Origin of the sequence: Streptomyces sp. ISL-1 (assembly GCF_018614585.1) — a bacterium.
GTDB lineage: Bacteria > Actinomycetota > Actinomycetes > Streptomycetales > Streptomycetaceae > Streptomyces > Streptomyces maoxianensis.
In genome coordinates this window covers 1-19,496 of the sequence record NZ_JAGGOI010000053.1, presented here as the reverse complement: position 1 = coordinate 19,496, position 19,496 = coordinate 1, and the positions used below count along the sequence as shown (strand labels likewise).

The 19,496-nt window shown below is 70.6% G+C and carries 19 protein-coding genes and 1 pseudogene; 10 read left to right on the top strand and 10 right to left on the bottom strand.

The annotated features are described in order from the left end of the window. Positions 1-13 precede the first annotated feature (13 nt). A complete protein-coding gene (locus tag J7E87_RS30600) occupies positions 14-3,001 on the bottom strand; it encodes a bifunctional [glutamine synthetase] adenylyltransferase/[glutamine synthetase]-adenylyl-L-tyrosine phosphorylase (RefSeq protein WP_215097854.1) in 2,988 nt (995 codons plus the stop codon). Between the two features lie 222 nt (positions 3,002-3,223). Here J7E87_RS30600 and J7E87_RS30595 point away from each other — a divergent pair, with 222 nt between their 5' ends. Together J7E87_RS30595 and J7E87_RS30590 are read left to right on the top strand one after the other, a co-directional pair. After that, entirely contained in the window at positions 3,224-3,766 is a 543-nt protein-coding gene (locus tag J7E87_RS30595) for a pyridoxamine 5'-phosphate oxidase family protein (RefSeq protein ID WP_215097853.1), read from the top strand. 39 nt (positions 3,767-3,805) lie between these two features. Further along, positions 3,806-4,237: a VOC family protein gene (locus J7E87_RS30590; RefSeq protein WP_215097852.1), complete on the top strand. Its 432-nt coding sequence runs from the start codon at positions 3,806-3,808 to the stop codon at positions 4,235-4,237. A gap of 158 nt (positions 4,238-4,395) precedes the next feature. Here J7E87_RS30590 and J7E87_RS30585 read toward each other — a convergent pair whose 3' ends face one another. Beyond that, positions 4,396-5,715 carry an aldehyde dehydrogenase family protein gene (locus J7E87_RS30585; protein ID WP_215097851.1) on the bottom strand — a complete coding sequence of 440 codons (1,320 nt, stop codon included), beginning with the start codon at positions 5,713-5,715 and terminating at the stop codon, positions 4,396-4,398. Positions 5,716-5,948: 233 nt separating this feature from the next. Between J7E87_RS30585 and J7E87_RS30580 the strand changes: the two are divergent. Next, positions 5,949-6,167, top strand: a pseudogene (locus tag J7E87_RS30580) (VOC family protein); the annotation flags it as partial. A gap of 159 nt (positions 6,168-6,326) precedes the next feature. Here J7E87_RS30580 and J7E87_RS30575 read toward each other — a convergent pair. Further along, positions 6,327-6,518, bottom strand: coding sequence for an antitoxin (locus tag J7E87_RS30575; protein WP_215097935.1), 192 nt, complete (start codon positions 6,516-6,518; stop codon positions 6,327-6,329). Positions 6,519-6,622: 104 nt separating this feature from the next. Then, complete coding sequence (gene glnA / locus J7E87_RS30570) at positions 6,623-7,984, bottom strand: type I glutamate--ammonia ligase (protein ID WP_215097849.1); 1,362 nt, start codon at positions 7,982-7,984, stop codon at positions 6,623-6,625. A 246-nt stretch (positions 7,985-8,230) separates the two neighbouring features. Here glnA and J7E87_RS30565 point away from each other — a divergent pair, with 246 nt between their 5' ends. From J7E87_RS30565 to J7E87_RS30555, 3 genes are all read left to right on the top strand, one after another. Continuing rightward, positions 8,231-8,632, top strand: a complete 402-nt coding sequence (locus J7E87_RS30565; protein WP_215097848.1) for a hypothetical protein — start codon at positions 8,231-8,233, stop codon at positions 8,630-8,632. 61 nt (positions 8,633-8,693) lie between these two features. Then, positions 8,694-9,335 (top strand): DUF3105 domain-containing protein, encoded by a 642-nt coding sequence (locus tag J7E87_RS30560; RefSeq protein ID WP_215097934.1) that lies wholly within the window; start codon positions 8,694-8,696, stop codon positions 9,333-9,335. Continuing rightward, the gene (locus tag J7E87_RS30555; protein ID WP_215097847.1) at positions 9,332-10,000 is read left to right on the top strand and encodes a DUF305 domain-containing protein; all 669 of its coding nucleotides are present in this window, start codon (positions 9,332-9,334) and stop codon (positions 9,998-10,000) included. The genes J7E87_RS30560 and J7E87_RS30555 overlap by 4 nt, the downstream gene beginning before the upstream one ends. Positions 10,001-10,035: 35 nt before the next feature. Here the strand turns inward: J7E87_RS30555 and J7E87_RS35655 are convergent, their stop codons facing one another. Both J7E87_RS35655 and J7E87_RS35650 read right to left on the bottom strand, forming a co-directional pair. After that, on the bottom strand, positions 10,036-10,128 hold the full coding sequence (locus J7E87_RS35655; protein ID WP_308313134.1) for a DUF5990 family protein: 93 nt from the start codon (positions 10,126-10,128) through the stop codon (positions 10,036-10,038). Further along, a complete protein-coding gene (locus tag J7E87_RS35650) occupies positions 10,116-10,382 on the bottom strand; it encodes a DUF5990 family protein (protein ID WP_374195243.1) in 267 nt (88 codons plus the stop codon). Before J7E87_RS35650 ends, J7E87_RS35655 begins: the two co-directional genes overlap by 13 nt. A 281-nt stretch (positions 10,383-10,663) precedes the next feature. Here J7E87_RS35650 and J7E87_RS30545 point away from each other — a divergent pair, with 281 nt between their 5' ends. Further along, on the top strand, positions 10,664-11,077 hold the full coding sequence (locus J7E87_RS30545; RefSeq protein WP_215097846.1) for a CBS domain-containing protein: 414 nt from the start codon (positions 10,664-10,666) through the stop codon (positions 11,075-11,077). Here J7E87_RS30545 and J7E87_RS30540 read toward each other — a convergent pair. Beyond that, positions 11,068-11,952 (bottom strand): alpha/beta fold hydrolase, encoded by an 885-nt coding sequence (locus J7E87_RS30540; protein WP_215097845.1) that lies wholly within the window; start codon positions 11,950-11,952, stop codon positions 11,068-11,070. The two genes, J7E87_RS30545 and J7E87_RS30540, sit on opposite strands and share 10 nt — an antisense overlap. Positions 11,953-12,127: 175 nt before the next feature. Here J7E87_RS30540 and J7E87_RS30535 point away from each other — a divergent pair, with 175 nt between their 5' ends. From J7E87_RS30535 to J7E87_RS30525, 3 genes are all read left to right on the top strand, one after another. Further along, positions 12,128-12,544 (top strand): hypothetical protein, encoded by a 417-nt coding sequence (locus J7E87_RS30535; protein ID WP_215097844.1) that lies wholly within the window; start codon positions 12,128-12,130, stop codon positions 12,542-12,544. 106 nt (positions 12,545-12,650) lie between these two features. Further along, on the top strand, positions 12,651-14,294 hold the full coding sequence (locus J7E87_RS30530) for a multicopper oxidase family protein (protein ID WP_215097843.1): 1,644 nt from the start codon (positions 12,651-12,653) through the stop codon (positions 14,292-14,294). 171 nt (positions 14,295-14,465) lie between these two features. Next, positions 14,466-16,247, top strand: a complete 1,782-nt coding sequence (locus J7E87_RS30525; RefSeq protein WP_215097842.1) for an NAD+ synthase — start codon at positions 14,466-14,468, stop codon at positions 16,245-16,247. On the opposite strand, the gene J7E87_RS30520 is transcribed toward J7E87_RS30525, so the two are convergent. The 3 genes from J7E87_RS30520 to J7E87_RS30510 form a co-directional block, all read right to left on the bottom strand. Next, positions 16,216-17,442, bottom strand: a complete 1,227-nt coding sequence (locus tag J7E87_RS30520; protein ID WP_215097841.1) for an MFS transporter — start codon at positions 17,440-17,442, stop codon at positions 16,216-16,218. The two genes, J7E87_RS30525 and J7E87_RS30520, sit on opposite strands and share 32 nt — an antisense overlap. A 106-nt stretch (positions 17,443-17,548) precedes the next feature. Beyond that, on the bottom strand, positions 17,549-18,574 hold the full coding sequence (locus tag J7E87_RS30515; RefSeq protein ID WP_215097840.1) for an endonuclease/exonuclease/phosphatase family protein: 1,026 nt from the start codon (positions 18,572-18,574) through the stop codon (positions 17,549-17,551). A gap of 212 nt (positions 18,575-18,786) precedes the next feature. Beyond that, the gene (locus tag J7E87_RS30510; RefSeq protein ID WP_215097933.1) at positions 18,787-19,455 is read right to left on the bottom strand and encodes a TetR/AcrR family transcriptional regulator; all 669 of its coding nucleotides are present in this window, start codon (positions 19,453-19,455) and stop codon (positions 18,787-18,789) included. Between the last annotated feature and the right edge of the window lie 41 nt (positions 19,456-19,496).

Here is a 19,496-nt window from a genome sequence, read left to right as displayed (position 1 = left end):
CGCCGCTACGCCCCTACGCCCCGTAGAACAACTCCTCCACGACCGCCCGCGCCCTGCGCGTAATCCGCCGGTAGTCGTCCAGCATGTCCCCCACATGCCCGGGCCCGTACCCCAAGTACCGCCCCACCGCTCCCAGTTCGCGGCTGTCCGACGGGAAGGTGTCGCCCGCGCGGCCACGGACCAGCATCACGCCGTTGCGCACCCGCGTCGCCAGCACCCAGGCCTCGTCCAGGATCTGCGCGTCCTCCGTCGTGACCAGGCCCGCCGCGTGGGCAGCCGCCAGCGCCTCGCGGGTCCGCGTCGTGCGCAGGCCCGGCTCCGCCCAGCCGTGGCGCATCTGGAACAGCTGGACCGTCCACTCGACGTCGCTCAGCCCGCCCCTGCCCAGCTTGGTGTGGAGCGTCGGGTCCGCGCCCCGCGGAAGGCGTTCGGACTCCATCCGGGCCTTCAGCCGGCGGATCTCTCGTACGGCGTCGTCGCCCAGGCCCTCCGCCGGGTAGCGCAGCGAAGCGACCAGGTCCACGAAGCGCCGGCCCAGCTCCATGTCGCCCGCCATCGGCTCCGCGCGCAGCAGCGCCTGGCTCTCCCACACCAGCCCCCACCGGCGGTAGTACACCTCGTAGGAGGCGAGCGTGCGCACCAGCGGGCCGCTCTTGCCCTCCGGCCGCAGATCCGCGTCGATCAGCAGCGGCGGGTCCGCGGTCGGCACCTGCAGCAGCCTGCGCATCTCCGTGACGACGGTGTTCGCGGCGCGGGTCGCCTCGTGCTCGTCCACACCCTCGCGCGGCTCGTGCACGAAGAGCACATCCGCGTCGGATCCGTAACTCTGCTCGCGCCCCCCGAAGCGGCCCATGCCGATGACCGCGAACCGCGTCGGCAGCGTGTCTCCCCAGTGCTCCCGCACCGCCGCCCTGAGCGCGCCCGCGAGCGTCGCCGCGTTCAGGTCGGTGACCGCGTTTCCGACCCGGTCCACCAGCGCCCCCGGGTCCGCCTCGGCCGGGCTCTCCTCGGTACCGTACGAGCCGATCAGATCGGCCGCCGCCGTACGGAACAGCTCCCGGCGCCGCACCCCACGGGCCGCTGCGACCCCCGCCTCCGCCGTGTCGGCGCGACCGACAGCCGCGAGGATCTCCTGTTCCAGATGGTCCCGGCCGCGCGGCCGCAGACCCTCCGGGTCGCCCAGCAGAGCCACCGCCTCGGGTGCCCGCAGCAGCAGATCGGGGGCGAGCCGCCCGGCGGACAGCACCCGCGCCAGATTCTCCGCGGCCGCGCCCTCGTCCCGCAGCAGCCGCAGATACCAGGGCGTCTTGCCGAGCGCGTCGGACACCTTGCGAAAGCCCAGCAGCCCGGCGTCCGGGTCGGCCGAGTCGGCGAACCAGCCGAGCAGCACGGGCAGCAGGGTCCGCTGAATCGCGGCCTTGCGGGTCACGCCCGATGACAGGGCCTCCAGATGGCGCAGGGCGGCGCCGGGATCGGCGTATCCGAGCGCCTCGAGCCGCTGCCACGCCGCCTTCGGGCTGAGCCGTGTCTCGCCGGGCGTGAGCTGTGCGACGGCGTCGAGCAGCGGCCGGTAGAACAGCTTCTCGTGCAGCCGCCGCACCACCGACGCGTGGCGCTTCCACTCCTTGTTGAGCCCGGCGACCGGGTCCGTGCGCAGTCCGAGTGAGCGGCCGAGACGGCGCAGATCGGCCTCGTCCTCCGGCACGAGGTGTGTACGCCGCAGCCGGTACAGCTGGATGCGGTGCTCCATGGCACGCAGAAAGCGGTACGCGGAGTCCATTTGCGCCGCGTCCGCCCGCCCCACATACCCGCCGGCCGCCAGCGCCCGCAACGCCTCCAGCGTGCTGCCGCTGTGCAGGGTCGCGTCGCTGCGCCCGTGCACCAACTGCAGCAGCTGCACGGCGAACTCGACGTCCCGCAGCCCGCCGGGGCCCAGCTTGAGCTCGCGCTCGACCTCCGCGACCGGGATGTTGTCGACGACGCGGCGGCGCATCTTCTGCACGTCGGGGACGAAGTTCTCACGCTCGGCGGCCTGCCACACCAGGGGCGAGACGGCCTCGACGTACTCCTCGCCGAGCGCCGGATCCCCGGCGACCGCCCGGGCCTTGAGCAGCGCCTGGAACTCCCAGGTCTTGGCCCAGCGCTGGTAGTACGCGAGATGGCTGGAGAGGGTGCGCACCAGTGGGCCGTTGCGTCCCTCCGGCCGCAGATTGGCGTCGACCGGCCAGATCGTGCCCTCGACAGTCGTCTCGGAGCAGATCCGCATCAGGTGGGACGCCAGCCGGGTCGCGGCCTGCACGGCCTTGCTCTCGTCGGCGCCCTCGACCGGCTCGGCGACGAAGATGACGTCCACGTCGGACACGTAATTGAGCTCATGGCCACCGCACTTGCCCATGGCGATGACGGCGAGCCGGCACAGAGCGGCGTCGGCGGGCGCGGCGGTCCGGGCGATGGCGAGGGCGGCCCGCAGCGTGGCTGTCGCGAGGTCGGCCAGTTCAGCGGCGGTCTCGGCGACATCCGTCGTGCCGCACACATCGCGGGCCGCGATGGAGAGCAGACACCGCCGGTAGGCGACCCGCAGCATGACCGGGTCGGTCGCGTCGGCCAGGCCGCGCTCGAAGTCCTCGACGCCCGGGTGCAGATCGGCCGCCTCATAGGTGACGAGGGCCTTCCAGTCGCCGGGGTGGCGGGCCAGATGGTCGCCGAGCGCCTCGGACGCGCCGAGCACTCCGAGCAGCCGGTCGCGCAGGGGCTTCGCGCTGACCAGGGTGTCGAGGAGGCTCTGCCGGTCCTGCGGTTTCTGCGCCTCCACGAGCCGAACGAGGCCGCGGAGCGCGAGGTCGGGATCGGCGACCGCGCCGAGCGCGTCGAGGAGCACCGGGTCGGTCCGTACGGATGCCATGTCGGGGAGGCCGAGGAGCCGCTCGGCGGCGGAGGGATCGGTGAAGCCGTGCCGCAGCAGTCGCGTGAAGGTACTGCTTCTGCGCCCCGGCACCGTCATTCCGCCGTCTCCTGTCCTGCCCGATCAAGGTACGTCCGGCTCGATCCCGATCAAGGTACGGGTCCGAGCCTAACCGCAGGGGCCCGTGAGGGACCCTCGTGATCCTCGCCCAACCGCGCGGCCCGGCATCCGGCGGGATGACCGCCGGCCGATGAGGCCGATGAGTACGAGGACGGGGCGCGGTCAACACATTCGGTGACCCGAACTCGAGAGGACCGCGCAATGCCTGAAAGCACCCACCTGCCCGAGCGGACCCCGGTGGCCGAGCTGGACCCCCGCTACAGCGACCCGAAGGCCACGGCCGCCGACTGGGCCGAGGCGGTCGCCCTCCTGGAAGCCGCGGAAATCTTCTGGCTGTCGACGGTCCGCCCCGACGGCCGTCCGCACGTCACCCCGCTGATCGCCGTGTGGCTGGACGGCGGGCTGCATTTCTGCACGGGCGCCGATGAGCGCAAAGCCAAGAATCTCCGCGACAATCAGGAGGTGGTCCTCACCACCGGCGCCAACGCACTCAGCGAGGGCTGTGACGTGGTGGTCGAGGGCGCGGCAGCGCGCGTGACGGACGAGGAGCGACTGCGCTCACTGGCCGCCGCGTACACCGAGAAGTACGGCACGGACTGGCAGTTCGACGTCCGCGACGGCGCCTTCGTGGGCGACGGCGGCTTGGCCCTGGTCTTCCGCGTGGAGCCGCGGACGGCCTTCGGCTTCGGCAAGGGCGACCCGTACGCCCAGACCCGCTGGCAGTTCACTCAGTTCGCACAGTGATTCGCTCAGTGATTCGCTCAGTGATAGGGAGCAGCACCGATGGAATGGACGCTGGAAGTCGTCCCAGTCCCGGTCACGGACCTGGACCGGGCGAAGAGCTTCTACGAGGACAACTGCGGTTTCAAGGTCGACGTCGACACCCGCATCAGCGAAGAAACCCGCATCATCCAGCTGACCCCACCGGGCTCCCGCTGCTCGATCGCCCTCCTCGCGGGCATGCCTGCCGCCCCCGGCGGACGCGATATGGAGCCCGGCTCATTGCAGGGCCTCCAGCTGTGCGTGACGGACATCCACACGGCCCACGCCGAACTGACCGACCGTGGCGTGGAGGTCAGCAACGTCCAGCACGTGGGCGCGAACGGCTGGGAGGACGGCAGCGGCGACACCTGGAACTCGTTCATGTTCTTCAAGGACCCCGACGGCAACGGCTGGGTGGTCCAGCAGGCCCCGGCACCACTGGCCGACCGCTGAGCGGTGCGAGTTCGCCCCCCGCCGGCCCAGGAACCCGCGCATGCTCTGGACCGCACGAAGCGGCCTGTTCATGCGCGCACGAGCCACCCGGCCGCCGCGAGGCACCGCGCCCCGTGACCGGAGCAGACATCGGCCCAACTCCGTAGGTGCCGGGCGATTCAGCCGAGCGGCATGTCCAGCACAGCCTTTCGGTGGCTGAACGTCTCCAGCGAGTAGCGGCCGTGGTAGTTGCCCATGCCGCTCTCGCCGACACCTCCGAAAGGCAGATCGGACACCGTGAGATGAGCCAGCGGGAGGCCGAACCCGACGCCACCCGAGGAGGTCTCCGCCAGCAACCGGTCGCGGGTTGTGGCGGATTCCGTGAACGCGTACAGCGCCAGCGGCTTGTCCCGCTCGTTGATGAACGCGATGGCCTCGTCGAGGCCGGCGATCTCCACGATCGGCAGAATCGGGCCGAAGATCTCCTCGGACATGACCGGGGAGTCCGGCGCCACTCCCGCCAGTACGGTCGGGGCGAGGTAGCGGCTCGCGCGGTCGTGCTCGCCCCCGACGACCGGACGGCCCGAGCCGAGGAAGCCGGTCAGCCGGTCGAAGTGCCGTTCGTTGACGATCCGGCCGTATTCGGGCGAGGCAGCCGGATCGTCGCCGTACGTCTGCTGCACAGCCGTCTCCAAGGCGTCCTCGAGCTTGCTCGCGGTCACCGGGTCGGTGAGCACATAGTCCGGGGCTACGCAGGTCTGCCCTGCGTTGAGGAACTTCGTGGCCACGAGCCGGGAGGCCACCGTCTGCAGGTTCGTGCCCTGGTCGACGAACGCGGGCGACTTCCCGCCGAGTTCCAGAGTCACCGGGGTGAGGTGCTCGGCGGCCGCGCGCATCACGATGCGGCCAACGGTTCCGTTGCCGGTGTAGAAGATGTGGTCGAGGTGCTGCTCCAGCAGGGCAGTGATCTCCGGGACGGCACCTTCCACCACTGCCAGCGCGTCGCTGTCGACGAACTGCGGCAGGAGCTCGGCGATGACCCGGGAGGTGGCCGGAGCCAGCTCGCTCGGCTTGGCGACGACGCAGTTGCCCGCGGCGAGCGCGCCGACCACCGGCGCGAGCAGCAGGTGCGCCGGATAGTTCCAGGGCGCGATGACCAGTACGACACCCAACGGGTCATGCACCGTCCATGCCGTCGCCGTACGGAGACGTTCGGGAACCTCGACGGGCTCGGGCCGCAGCCACTCCTCCAGGTGTTCCAGGGTGTGGTCGATCTCGCCCACGGTGGAGCCGATCTCGGTACGGAACACCTCGCGCTCGCTCTTGCCCAGGTCCGCATGGAGCGCGGCGGCGAATTCCTGACTGTGCTCCGTCAGCATGGTCCGCAGGGCGATCAGCTGCTCCCTACGCCAGGAGAGCGGCTTGGTACGCCCGGTGCGGAAGGTGGCACGCAGCCGGGCGATGACATCGCCGGGGTGTTCAGCGTTTGAGTGCACCATGGCTCCTCGATACGGATGGGTACCAACAATGCGATGCGGCCGGCACTTCCCTCGTCGCCGAACAGATTTCGGCAGCCCTCGCCGACTCGGTACCCGTGGCGTCGCGCCTCAGTGGGCCCTCATCTGTGCGGGAAAGTCCTGCTGGAGCCACCTTGCCGGTTCCCCGGCGAGGCGGCATCCGGTGAGCCGCCGGCCGGGCTACGTCGCCGCCGAGGTCCCTGAACCAGGAGATGGGGCTGCTCCAGGGCCTCCAGCTGTGCGTGACGGACATCCACACGGCCCACGCCGAACTGACCGACCGTGGCGTGGAGGCCAGCAACGTCCAGCACCTGGGCGCGAACGGCTGGGAGGACGGCAGCGACGACACCTGGAACTCGTTCATGTTCTTCAAGGACCCCGACGGCAACGGCTGGGTGGTCCAGCAGGCCCCGGCACCACTGGCCGACCGCTGAGCGGGACGGCTCGGCGCTCCCGACGTTCACGGCTGGTGGTCACCCGGCGCGCCGCACATCGAGGGCGCGAACGGCAACGGCCGGCGGCGCACGAGTACCGCGTGCGCGCGACCAGCCGTTCCTTGCCGTATCTGAGCAGTTGCCCCAATGAGGGCGCGGTCAGGTCCGGGGCGGTTCATCCCGGCGGTCCGAGCCGTACTGCTCCTTCAGCTTGTCCTGGCCGGTGTCCACCTGGCCACGGTGCTTTCCCCGGGTCTTTTCGTCGGCGTAGTCACCCGTCTTGTCGACGCCCTTGTCGGCCTGTCCCTCATGCCCCTTGAGCATGCTCTTGAGCTTGTCCATCATGGACATTCGGTCATCCTCCTCGTGCATGTGCCCCCGCCCCTCCAGGGTCACCGCACACCACGCGCTTCGCATCCCCACAGAGGTCCAGTTCTGACCCAGTGGCTGCCCGGCTAAAGCACCGGCAGGTTCTTCCGCAGCTCGAACGCGGTGACCTCGCTGCGGTACTCCTCCCACTCCTGCTTCTTGTTGCGCAGGAAGAAGTCGAAGACGTGCTCGCCCAGCGTCTCCGCCACCAGCTCGCTGCGCTCCATCAGCGTGATCGCCTCGCCGAGGTTCTGCGGCAGCGGCTCGATCCCCATCGCCCGGCGCTCGGCGTCCGAGAGCGCCCACACGTCGTCGTCCGCGCCGGCCGGGAGTTCGTAGCCCTCCTCGATGCCCTTCAGGCCCGCCGCCAGCAGCACCGCGTACGTCAGGTACGGGTTCGCGCCGGAGTCGATGGAGCGGACCTCGACCCGGGCCGAGCCCGTCTTGCCCGGCTTGTACATCGGGACACGGATCAGCGCCGAGCGGTTGTTGTGGCCCCAGCAGATGTACGAAGGGGCCTCGCCGCCCGCGCCCGCGCTGCGGGCCGAGCCGCCCCAGATGCGCTTGTAGGAGTTGACCCACTGGTTCGTCACGGCCGAGATCTCCGCGGCGTGGTTGAGCAGGCCCGCGATGAAGGAGCGGCCGATCTTGGAGAGCTGGTACTCCGCGCCCGACTCGTAGAAGGCGTTCCGGTCGCCCTCGAAGAGGGAGAGGTGGGTGTGCATCCCGGAGCCGGGGTGCTCGCTGAACGGCTTCGGCATGAACGTCGCCTGGACACCCTGTTCCAGCGCGACCTGCTTCATCACCAGGCGGAACGTCATGATGTTGTCGGCCGTGGAGAGCGCGTCCGCGTACCGAAGATCGATCTCCTGCTGGCCCGGCGCGCCCTCGTGGTGGCTGAACTCCACCGAGATGCCCATCGATTCGAGCATGGTGATCGCCTGCCGGCGGAAGTCCATGCCGACGTTCTGCGGGGTGTGGTCGAAGTAGCCGGAGTTGTCGGCGGGCGTGGGGCGGGTGCCGTCGAGCGGCTTGTTCTTCAGCAGGAAGAACTCGATCTCCGGGTGGGTGTAGAACGTGAAGCCCAGGTCGGAGGTCTTGGCGAGGATGCGCTTCAGTACGAAGCGTGGGTCGGCGAAGGACGGCGACCCGTCCGGCATCAGGATGTCGCAGAACATCCGCGCCGTGCCGGGGGCCTCGGCGCGCCACGGCAGGATCTGGAACGTGCTCGGATCCGGCTTGGCGATCATGTCGGACTCATAGACCCGCGCGAAGCCCTCGATCGCGGAGCCGTCGAAGCCGATCCCTTCGTCGAAGGCCTGCTCCAGCTCGGCGGGAGCCACCGCGACCGACTTCAGGAAGCCGAGAACATCGGTGAACCACAGGCGCACGAAGCGGATGTCGCGCTCCTCGAGCGTGCGGAGCACAAACTCCTGCTGCTTATCCATTTTCACCCATCCTTGCTGGTCAAGCCGCCTGCTCCTTACGAGCATGCCACCCGCGGGTTTCAGGCGCGTTGCGTGCCCCGTCCAAAGGCCGCTGTACCGGCTGAGCCCATTGTGGGTCAGGGCGTGCCCTGAGACGACCCTGAGGTGCCCCGATACCTCGCTCACAGGCGTTTCCCGGCGATATCCGGCCCCATATCCGGCCCCATATGAGGTGCCGGACTCCCCCGCACACTACGATCTGCGGCCATGGGGGGTCCGCGGCTCAACCACATCGCGCGCACCGCGCGTCCCACGGCGCTGCTCAGTGCCGTGGCGACGCTCCTCGGCGCGCTCTTTCTCTGTCCGAGCCCGGCAGCGAGCCCGTCCAGCCTCCACCACGGCGGCGTGACCGCCGCGATCTCCCCCAGCTCCGCGGCTTCCGCGTCGGACGTCGAGACCGCGTACACCTGCCCGTACGACAGGGGCGCCTGCGGGCTGCTGCCGCTGGTCCAGCCCGCCGTGCTCACCGCGCCGCCGCTGGACGCCCCTCTCGACGCGGGGGCGCAGCCCCCGCGCCTCGGCCCGCCGCCGCCCGCGCCCCGGCTGCCCCGCTCGCAGGCGCTGCCGCGCGCCCCCGGCCTTCACGTTCTTCAAGTGCTGCGGACCTAGCAGGCCCCGCCTCCCCCTCAGCCCCTTGATCACCGCAGACTTCACGAAGGACGACACCACCATGGCTTCCCGCAACAACGACCGCCGGGCCCGAATAGAGCAGATGCGCCGCGCCGAACAGGCCCGCGAGCGCCGCGGCCGCATCATCACGATCGCCGTCAGCGGTGTCGTCGTGGCCGGTCTCGTCGGCTTCGGCGTCTTCGTACTCAACAAGGAGTCGGAAAAGAAGGACCAGAAGGTCGCCGAGGCCAAGGCTCCCGTCACCGGTGAGAAGACCTGGGACGCGAAGAAGCTCGGCCGCAAACACGTCACCAAGGCGGTCAGCTACCCGATGAAGCCGCCGGTCGGCGGCGACCACAACCAGGTGTGGATGAACTGCAACGGCGATGTCTACAAGGAGCCGATCGCCGACATGAACGCCGTGCACTCGCTGGAGCACGGCGCGGTCTGGGTGACGTACAACGACAAGGCTCCGGCCGCGGATGTGACCAAGCTGAGCGAGCGGGTGAAGAAGACGACGTACTCGCTGATGAGCCCGGTCAAGGACCAGGCCGGCGCGATCATGCTGAGTGCCTGGGGCAAGCAGGTCACGGTCGACAGTGCGGACGACCCGCGCGTGAGCCAGTTCTTCACCAAGTACGTGCAGGGCGCGCAGACGCCGGAGCCGGGCGCGGCGTGCACGGGCGGGCTGGGCGCTCAGTGACCGGTCCGACCCGTACGCACTGGGCGGCGATCACGGCGGTCGTGCTCGCTCTGCTCTTCGCGGGGGCCGCCACGGTGGCCTCCGCGGGCGGCGGGAAAGACGCCAAGTCCCTCGTGCCGACGGCGACTTCGGCGGACGCGGGCTTTGCGCGCGACATGGCGGTCCATCATCAGCAGGCGGTGGAGATGTCCTTCATCGTGCGGGACCGCACGCAGGACGACGAGGTGCGACGGCTCGCGTACGACATCGCCAACACCCAGGCCAACCAGCGCGGCATGATGCTGGGCTGGCTGGATCTGTGGGGCCTGCCCAAGGTCTCCGCGGACAGCGAGCCGATGGTCTGGATGCGGAAGGACGAGCACGGCGCGCACTCCGGACACAGCGGTGGGCACCAGGCCATGGACGGCTCGCTGATGCCGGGCATGGCGACCAGAGCGGACCTGGAGCGGCTCGGGAAGGCCGGCGGCAAGCAGGCCGAGATCGAGTATCTCCAACTGATGATCAGCCACCACAACGGCGGGGTCACCATGGCCGAGGGGTGTGTGAAGCTCTGCGCCGTCGCTACGGAGCGGAGTCTCGCCCAGGGGATGGTGGACGCCCAGCGCTCGGAGGTCGATCTGATGGCCGACCTGCTGCGCAAGCGGGGCGCTGAAGCCCGCCCCTGAGCACCTGAGCACCTGGAACCTCGCCTGATCTTGTGTCAGACGTCCGCCCCGGTCGGCCGCCGGCTGATCCGGGGCGGACGGACGGAAGCACAGAGCGGCATGCCCTGCCCGTCCGTCAGTCTGAGCACGGTCTCGACAGTCCGAGCACGGTCTCGACCGCGCCGCCCGACACGGCGTCGTCGGGCAGGCCGGCGAGGCAGATCTCGGCCCGGCGGAACTTCGCGAACTCACCGCCCGGCGGCAGCTCGCCCCAGGTCAGACAGACGAAGCGCCCGCCCCGCCGGCCCTGGACGTACGGGCCGCGGACGTCGGCCGTGCCGTCGGACGCGGTGACCGTCTCGACGGGGATCTCGAAGACCGCCTCGGCCGCGTGGGCCGGCACCAGCCGGTCGGGCTCCGTGCCGCGCTGCGTACCGACGTGGATGTGGCGGTACTCGCCGCACGCACTGCCGGACGGGCAGCTCGCGGCCGGTGATCCTCGAGGTCAGCAGTGCCATGCCAGGGCTCGTCCATGTTTTCGGGGGCGTCGGGGCCGCCTTCAGTGGCCGCCGTCCGGGACCGCCTTCGCGGCATCTTCGTCGCCCCCGCAGCGGTCGCGTACTCCGAACGGCCCAACGACAATGGGTGCGCCGGGGGGCATATCGCACTCAGGAGGTAGAGCTCATGACCACTGCCAAAGACATCATGCACGCAGGGGCTCAGTGGATCCCCGCCCACGAGACGCTCGACCGTGCGGCGCAGCTGATGCGCGAGCTGAATGTGGGCGCGCTGCCCATAGCCGACGCCGACGACCGGCTCTGCGGCATACTCACCGACCGCGACATCGTGGTCGGCTGTGTGGCCATGGGACACGACCCGGCTCAGATCACCGCGGGGGACATGGCCCAGGGCACGCCGCGCTGGATAGAGGCCGACGCCGATGTGGACGCGGTGCTGAACGAGATGCAGGGCCACCAGATCCGCCGGCTCCCGGTGATCGAGAACAAGCGGCTGGTAGGCATGATCAGCGAGGCCGATCTGGCGCACCATCTGAACGACGAGCAGATTCACGCGTGGGTCGAGCGGATCTACGCCTGAGGCGCACCGGAGCCCGGCAGGACCTGCCCTGCGGCTGGCCCGTCACCGCCGGCCCCCGCTAGGCCGAGAATCGCCCGGGCCACCGCGTCCGGGCGGTCCAGCATCATCAGATGGCCCGCCGGTGCGACCGCCTCGAAGCGGGCGCCGAGCTGCCGGGCCAGTGCGCGCTGCCGCTCGATCCAGCGTTCCCCGCCGGCCGCCGCGGCGAGCACCGCGACCGGGGCGTCCGGCATGGCATGACGCTCGCGCAGGGCGAGGAGTTCGGCGGCGACAGCGCGGTAGTGGGTGTTCTCCAGCAGGGCGCCCCGCAGCACCCGGGACGTGGCGTAGCAGCGGCGTACGAGGGCGGCGGGTGCCGGATCGCCGCCGCCGGTACGGGAGAGGCGGACCACGGCCCGGCGGGTGAGCGGCCCGAGGGCGGTTGGCGCGCCCAGGGCGGACAGGGCGGTGCCGACACCGCGTGCCACCGCCGTACGGACCGCGGGCGCCGCGGGCACGCGCGCGTGCTCCTCGACGCTGGAGTCGACGAGCACGACGGCCGCGGTACGGGCGGGGTGCAGGCGGGCGAAGGCCTCCGCGTGGAACCCGGCGATCGAGTGCCCGACTACGGCGGCGGGCCCGTCCAGGCCGAGCGCGTCCAGTACGCCCGCGATGCGGTGGCCCTCCCCGGCGGCGGACGGCGGCACGGCGGCCGGGCCACTCAGCCCGTGTCCGGGCCGGTCGAATCGGACGACGGTGCGGTGCGGCGCGAGCAGCGGCACCACCGGGTCCCAGTCGAACCAGCTCATCGCGAGCCCGGCGCTCAGTACGCAGACCGGCCCGCTGCCCTCGACGACCACATGGTGCGGTACGCCTCCCACCCGTACGAACCTCACTGCTGCCGCCCCTTTCCTCCCGCGCCGAAGGCGGCGCGGGCACCGCCGGTCAGCCTGCCATGAACAAGATCCGGGGCGGCTGCCCGGTCCTGGACCGAGGTGCCCGACCGGCCCGGAAAGCGGCGATGGCGTGGCCACACGGCGATGCATACCGGGTGGGGGTAAGGTGCCGCACATGGCGATCACTGGGCGCGCGCGGTTCGGACAGCTGCTGCTGTTCATTGCGCTGCTCTTCGGAATCGCCATGATGCACACGGTGGGACACCCGGTGCCGGGGAACGACGGCGGGGCCGCGGAGCACACGGTGGCCTCCTCGACGGCGCACATCGCGTCTGTCGTGCACCAGCAGATCGCCGGTCCCGCGGTCCTGCCGCGCACCGGACCGGAGCTGCCCGGCATGGGCATGGACCCGATGGCCGTGTGCCTCGCCGTGCTGGACACGTTCAGCGTCTTCCTGCTGGCAGGGGGACTGCTGCGGCCCGGGCCCGCCACTCCGCCGGCGGTCTGCCACGCCCGGATATTCCGAGCGCTGTGGCCCAACCCGCCTTCCCGCAAGACCCTCCTCGCCAGGCTGTCGGTGCTGCGGATCTAGAAGTCCGCCCGGCTGCCTGGGGATCTCCGCGCTCCGAGCGGTGTACCCGAAGCAGCAGACGCGCCATCTGCCACGCATCACCACACACCACGAGGTGCACTCAGTCATGCGCGCACACCACACACGCCGCGCCGTGCTCGGCGCAGCAATCGCAGCCGCCGGTACGGGAGTTCTGGCCGGCTGCTCCGACTCGTCGGACACCGGCCGCGGGTCGACGAACCACGGGGGCAGCACACCGGACCACGGGGCCACACCGAAGGCGACGACGCAGGCCTATGTCGCCCCCGACGGCCCCGAGGGCTATGTCGCCCCCAACGGCCCCGAGGTCGTCCGGTGCGAGGAGGAACGAGGCTCCGGTCCTGTCCGCAACTTCAAGGTGACCGCCACGGCCACCTCGCTGGAACTGGGCGGCGGCCGGAAGGTCAAGTCGTGGGCGTACGGGGACCAGCTACCGGGCCGGGAGGTGCGGTTGACGGCCGGTGACACCCTCGCGCTCTCCCTCGCCAACAACCTGCCGCAGTCGACCTCGCTGCACTGTCACGGCATCTCGATGCGCAACGACATGGACGGGGTGCCGGGTGTGACGCAGCAGCCGATCCGCCCGGGCGCCGAGTTCACGTACCGCTTCACGGTCGCCGACCCGGGGACGTACTGGTTCCATCCGCACTCGGGCGTGCAGCTGGACCGCGGTATGTACGCCCCGCTGATCGTGGAGGACCCCAACGAGCCGCTGTCGTACGACAAGGAGTGGGTCGTCCTCCTGGACGACTGGCTCGACGGAGTCGACGGCTCCACACCGGAGGCGGTCCTTGCCGAGCTGAGCCACGGCATGCCCGGACACTCGGGCGATCACATGCCGTCCATGCCGTACACGCCGTCCCCGACGTCCACGACCCCGACGGCGAAAGGCCCGTCGCGGATCTTGAGAGGCGCGACGAGCCGGCTGCTCGGCGGCGAAGCGGGCGATGTCGGCTACCCGCACTACCTGATCAACGGGCGTACGCCGGACGATCCTTCACAGTTCACCGCCAAGCCCGGCGACCGCATCCGGCTGCGCATCATCAACGCCGGCGGTGAGACGGCCTTCCGGGTGGCGCTCGGCGACCACAAGCTGACGGTTGTCCACACCGACGGCTTCCCCGTCCTGCCCACCGAGACCGATGCCCTGCTCGTGGGCATGGGCGAGCGGTACGACGTGCTGTTCACCGCAAAGGACGGGGTCTTCCCGCTCACCGCTCTCGCCGAGGGCAAGAAGGCCTCGTCGATGGCTGTCCTGCGCACCGGCAAGGGGGCGCTCCCCTCGCCGTCCGCGCGTCCGGCGGAGCTGGACCGGAAGGTGCTGAAGTCGGCCTCCCGACTCGAACCCGAAGAGTCGGTGGCCCTGGACCGCCGCAGGCCGGACCGCATCATCAGGATCAAGCTGACCGGAGGCATGGAGAAGTACGACTGGGGCTTCGACGAGAGGCCCTACTCCCCGGACGAGCTCTATTCGGTCCGCTCCGGCGAGCGGGTACGCCTGGTGTTCATCAATGTCACGGAGATGTGGCACCCCATCCATCTGCACGGCCACACCTTCGCCCTGGCGGGTATCAACGGGTCCGGCGCCCGCAAGGACACCACGGCGGTACTGCCGCACCGGAAAGTGACCGTGGACTTCGACGCGAACAATCCCGGCCTGTGGATGCTGCACTGCCACAACCTCTACCACTCGGAGTCCGGGATGATGACGACCGTCGCCTACCGCTCGTAGTCCTGGGGCCAGGGGGCGGGGCCCTGAGCCGGGCACCTCCCCCGGGCCTCCTCCCCCGGCCCCCTCCCCCGGGCACTTTCGCTGCGGGGCGGTGCGGGGCGTGGCGCGGGGTGGGGTGGCACTCACCACACGACGGGGCATCGCGTCAGACAGACGATTACACTGGACCGCGTGCCTCAACTACGCCTCGCTCTGAATCAGATCGACTCGACCGTCGGCGATCTCTCCGGCAACGCCGAGGCGATCGTGCACTGGACCCGGCACTCCGCCGAGCAGGGGGCGCATCTTGTCGCCTTCCCCGAGATGGTGCTGACCGGCTACCCCGTGGAGGACCTGGCCCTGCGGTCGTCCTTCGTGGAGGCGTCCCGGGCGGCGCTGCGGGCGCTCGCCGTGCGGCTGGACGACGAAGGGTTCGGGGAACTGCCGGTCATCGTCGGCTACCTCGACCGTTCCGAGCGGGCCCAGCCGCGCTACGGCCAGCCCGCCGGGTCGCCACAGAACGCAGCCGCCGTGCTGCACCGCGGCGAGGTGGTGCTGAGCTTCGCCAAGCACCATCTGCCCAACTACGGCGTCTTCGACGAGTTCCGCTACTTCGTGCCGGGCGACACCATGCCGGTGATCCGGGTGCACGGCGTCGACGTCGCGCTGGCGATCTGCGAGGACCTCTGGCAGGACGGCGGCCGCGTCCCGGCCACCCGGTCCGCCGGGGCCGGGCTGCTCGTCTCCATCAACGCCTCGCCGTACGAGCAGAACAAGGACGACACCCGTCTCGACCTGGTGCGCAAGCGCGCCCAGGAGGCCGGCTGCACCACCGCGTATCTCGCGATGATCGGCGGACAGGACGAGCTGGTCTTCGACGGCGACTCGATCGTCGTCGACTCCGCCGGCGAAGTCGTCGCACGCGCCCCGCAGTTCGCGGAGGGCAGCGTCGTACTCGACCTCGAGCTGCCCGCGGCCTCGGCCGAGCCGCCGACCGCCCGCGGCGGAGCCGCTGATGGACGCATCGTCGACGACGGGCTGCGCATCGAGCGCGTGGTCATCTCCGAGGAGCCGCTGCCCGCGTACGAGGCCGAGCTGTCCGGCGGCTACGCCGACCGGCTCGACGACGACGAGGAGGTCTACTCCGCGCTGGTGGTGGGCCTGCGCGCGTACGCCGCCAAGAACGGCTTCCGTTCCGTGCTGATCGGGCTGTCCGGCGGCATCGACTCCGCGCTCGTCGCCGCGATCGCCTGCGACGCGCTGGGCGCGCAGAACGTGTACGGCGTCTCCATGCCGTCGAAGTACTCGTCCGACCACTCCAAGGGCGACGCGGCCGAGCTGGCCCGCCGGACCGGGCTCAACTTCCGCACCGTGCCGATCGAGCCGATGTTCGACGCGTATATGAGCCTGCTCGACCTGACCGGTCTCGCCGAGGAGAACCTCCAGTCGCGGCTGCGCGGCACCACGCTGATGGCGCTCTCCAACCAGGAGGGCCACATCGTGCTCGCGCCGGGCAACAAGTCCGAGCTGGCGGTGGGCTATTCGACGCTGTACGGCGACTCCGTCGGCGCGTACGGACCGATCAAGGACGTCTACAAGACGACGGTCTTCCGGCTCGCGAAGTGGCGCAACCGCGCCGCCGAGGAGCGCGGGCAGACGCCGCCGATCCCCGAGGCGTCCATCACCAAGCCGCCGAGCGCGGAGCTTCGCCCCGGCCAGGTCGACACCGACTCGCTGCCGGACTACGACGTACTGGACCGGATCCTGGAGCTGTACGTCGACCGGGACCAGGGCAAGGACGCGATCGTCGCGGCCGGCTTCGACGAGGAACTGGTGGCGAAGACGCTGCGGATGGTGGACACGGCGGAGTACAAGCGGCGCCAGTACCCGCCGGGCACCAAGATCTCGGCGAAGGGCTTCGGCAAGGACCGGCGGCTGCCGATCACGAACCGCTGGCGGGAGACGACGGGCTGACCTGACGCTCCGGACGGGGGCTTCCCGCGGCGACGATGCGGGAGGCCCCCGTTCGCGTACGGTCGAGCAGCCCTGCCGTCACCGCGATCGCCAGGCCCGCCGCGGCGAGGACCGAGCCCACCAGAGCCGGGGAGCTCCAGCCCCAGCCGGCCGCGATGGCCGCGCCGCCGAGCCAGGCGCCGCCCGCGTTGGCGAGGTTGAAGGCCGAGTGGTTGGAGGCGGAGGCCAGCGTCGGGGCGTCCTGCGCCTTCTTCATGACCAGCATCTGGAGCGGTGTAGTGGTCATGAACCCGACCGCGCCGAGCACCACGACCGTGACCAGCGCCGCCCACTGGATGTGCACGGTGAACCGGAACGCCACCAGCACCAGCGCGAGCGCGGCCAGCGACCCGTACAGCGTGGGGCGCAGCGCCCGGTCGGTCAGCGGGCCGGCGGCCAGCGCGCCGAGCGTCATGCCGATGCCGAAGAGGGCGAGGACCACGGTCACGGAGGATTCACCGAAGCCCATCACCTCGGTCGTCATGGAGGCGAGGTAGGAGTACACCGCGAAGACGCCGGCGAATCCGAAGACCGCGGTGAGCAGGCCGAGGAGCACCTGTCGGTCGCCGAGTGCGCGCAGCTCGCGGCCCACGCTCTGGTGCGCGTCCACGGGTACGTACGGAATGAGCCGGGCGAGCGCGGCCATGGCGACCAGGCCGATCACCGTGACGACGAGGAAGGTGGCGCGCCAGCCGAGGTGCTGGCCGAGGAGCGTGGCGGCCGGTACGCCGACGATGTTGGCGACCGTGAGGCCGAGGAACATCGTGGCCACCGCGCGCGCCTGCCGCCCGTCAGCGACCAGCCGCGCCGCGACGACCGCGCCGACGCCGAAGAAGGCGCCGTGCGGCAGCCCGGCGAGCACGCGGCCGGCGATGAGCCAGCCGAAGCCGGGGGCGAGGGCGGATGCCAGGTTGCCGACCGTGAACAGCGCCATCAGCAGCAGGAGCATCCGCTTGCGCGGGATGCGGGAGCCGAGCGCGGTCAGCAGCGGGGCGCCGATGACGACGCCGATCGCGTACGCCGACACGAGGTGGCCGGCCGTGGGAACGGAGGTGTGGAGGTCGTCGGCGACATTGGGCAGCAGGCCCATCATCACGAACTCGGTGGTGCCGATGCCGAAGGCGGATACGGCGAGCGCGAGCAGCGCGAGGGGCATGGAGTGCCTTTCCGGGGGTTAGTTCTCCTTCGAAACAAATGCTCGCACGTCGAATGTTCCCACGGATGAACGGGTGGTTGCTGTCACATAACCGGGCTTGTTCGCGTCAGAGCTGGACGCGTGCGGCGATCGGGAGATGGTCGCTGTCCGTCTGCGGCAGAGTCCAGGAGGAGACCGGCTCGACGCCCTTCACCATGATCTGGTCGATGCGCGCCATCGGGAACGACGCGGGCCAGCTGAAGCCGAAGCCGTCGCCCGCCGCGCCCTGCGTGGAGCGCATCTGGGAGGTGACCGCGTTCAGGGAGCGGTCGTTCATCGTGCCGTTGAGGTCGCCGAGCAGCACGACCTTGCCGACCTTCTCCCGGGAGATGGCCTCGCCCAGCGCGTCGGCGCTGTTGTCGCGCTGGTTGGCGGTGAAGCCGGCGTGGACCTTGACGCGTACGGACGGCATGTGAGCGACGTAGAACGCGACCGCACCCTCCGGCGTCCGCACCGTGGAGCGCATCGCGCGCGTCCAGCCCATCTGGATGTCCACCGGCGCGGTGTCGGTCATCGGGTACTTGCTCCAGAGCCCGACCGTGCCGTCCACCGAGTGGTACTTGTACGTCCCCGCCAGCGCCTTTTCGTACGTGGAGACCTGACCGACCGGCAGCTCCTGCAGCGCGACCACGTCCGCGCCCGAGGCGGCGACCTGCTTGGCGGTGCCCTCCGGGTCGGGGTTGCCCGCGTTGACGTTGTGCGTGGCGACGGTCAGATTGCCGCCCGCGGCCGCCTTGTCGTTGGACAACAGCCCGCCGAAGAGGTTGAGCCAGACGACGGCCGGGAGCAGCAGGGCGATCAGCGCGGTGACCGAGCGCCGCAGGACGGCGACGACGAGGATCACCGGGATGAACACGCCGAGCCACGGCAGGAACGTCTCGGTGAGGCTGCCCAAGTTGCCGATCCGGTTGGGGATCTGTGCGTGCAGGATCATCAACAGGGCGATGAGGACGGCGAAGCAGGCGAGGGCGACGCCGCGCCGCCAGATGCCGCGGTCGCCGCGCCAGCCCTGGAGCAGGCTCCGGACTCGTGTTCCGGTGCGCCCGGTCTCGGGGCTGCCGTTGGCGGTCTCCGTCTTGTACGCCTGCGCCATGGAGCTGTCCTCACTGCCTTGCTGTCACACCTCGCCGTCGACACTAGGCGATAGGAGGCGATTTCCTCTTCGCCGCCGGACGGCCGTTCTGCCTCGATGACGACGGGGCGGCGCACGGGGTTCCTCGTAACGGGGCAGGTGGGGACGCTGTGACAGAACGCGCACACTTCGGACGGCCGGTGGCGGAGGGCCAAATGGGCGTCGGACGGGCGTCAGCGGGGCGGGCCTTCGGCGGGGCGTACACCCTCAAGCACGGCGTCGACGATCCGTTCCGCGCTGCCCTGTTCCGGCGTGTCTCCGGGGCGCAGCACGGTCCGTACGAGCATCGGGCCGACGAAGAGGTCGCCGAGCAGACCGAAGTCGATGTCGGCGCGGATCTCGCCGTTCGCGATGCCGCGGCGCAGCACTTCGTCCATCCGTTCGCGGCGGGGGGCGATGGAGGTCCGGTGGTACATGTCCCAGAGCTGGGGATAGCTCTGCATCTGCGCGAAGACGTTGTGCAGGAGGGCGGAGGAGCGTTTGGCGAGGCCGCGCTGCCGGAGCATCTCGATGATCGCGACGAGATCGTCCCGTACGGAGGTGCCGGGCAGCGGCGGGGCGACGGGCTCCATGGAACGGACGACGTCGACGAAGAGCGCCTCTTTGCCGTCCCAACGGCGGTAGATGGTGGCTTTGCCGACACCGGCGGTGCGGGCGATGCGCTCGATGGAGAGCTCGGAGAACGGCACGCCGTCCTCGAGAAGCCGCACAACGGCCTCCACGATGGCCCGCTCGACGGCCTCACTCCGCGGCCGCCCGCGCCGCCCCGCGGCGGAGGAGGCGGAACCGGCCGACCCGGACGCCGGTGCGGAGGCGGACGCCGCGCCGGAGACGCCCGGCACCGGGGCCGCCCCGGACGGCGACGCGGACGCCGACGCCGAGG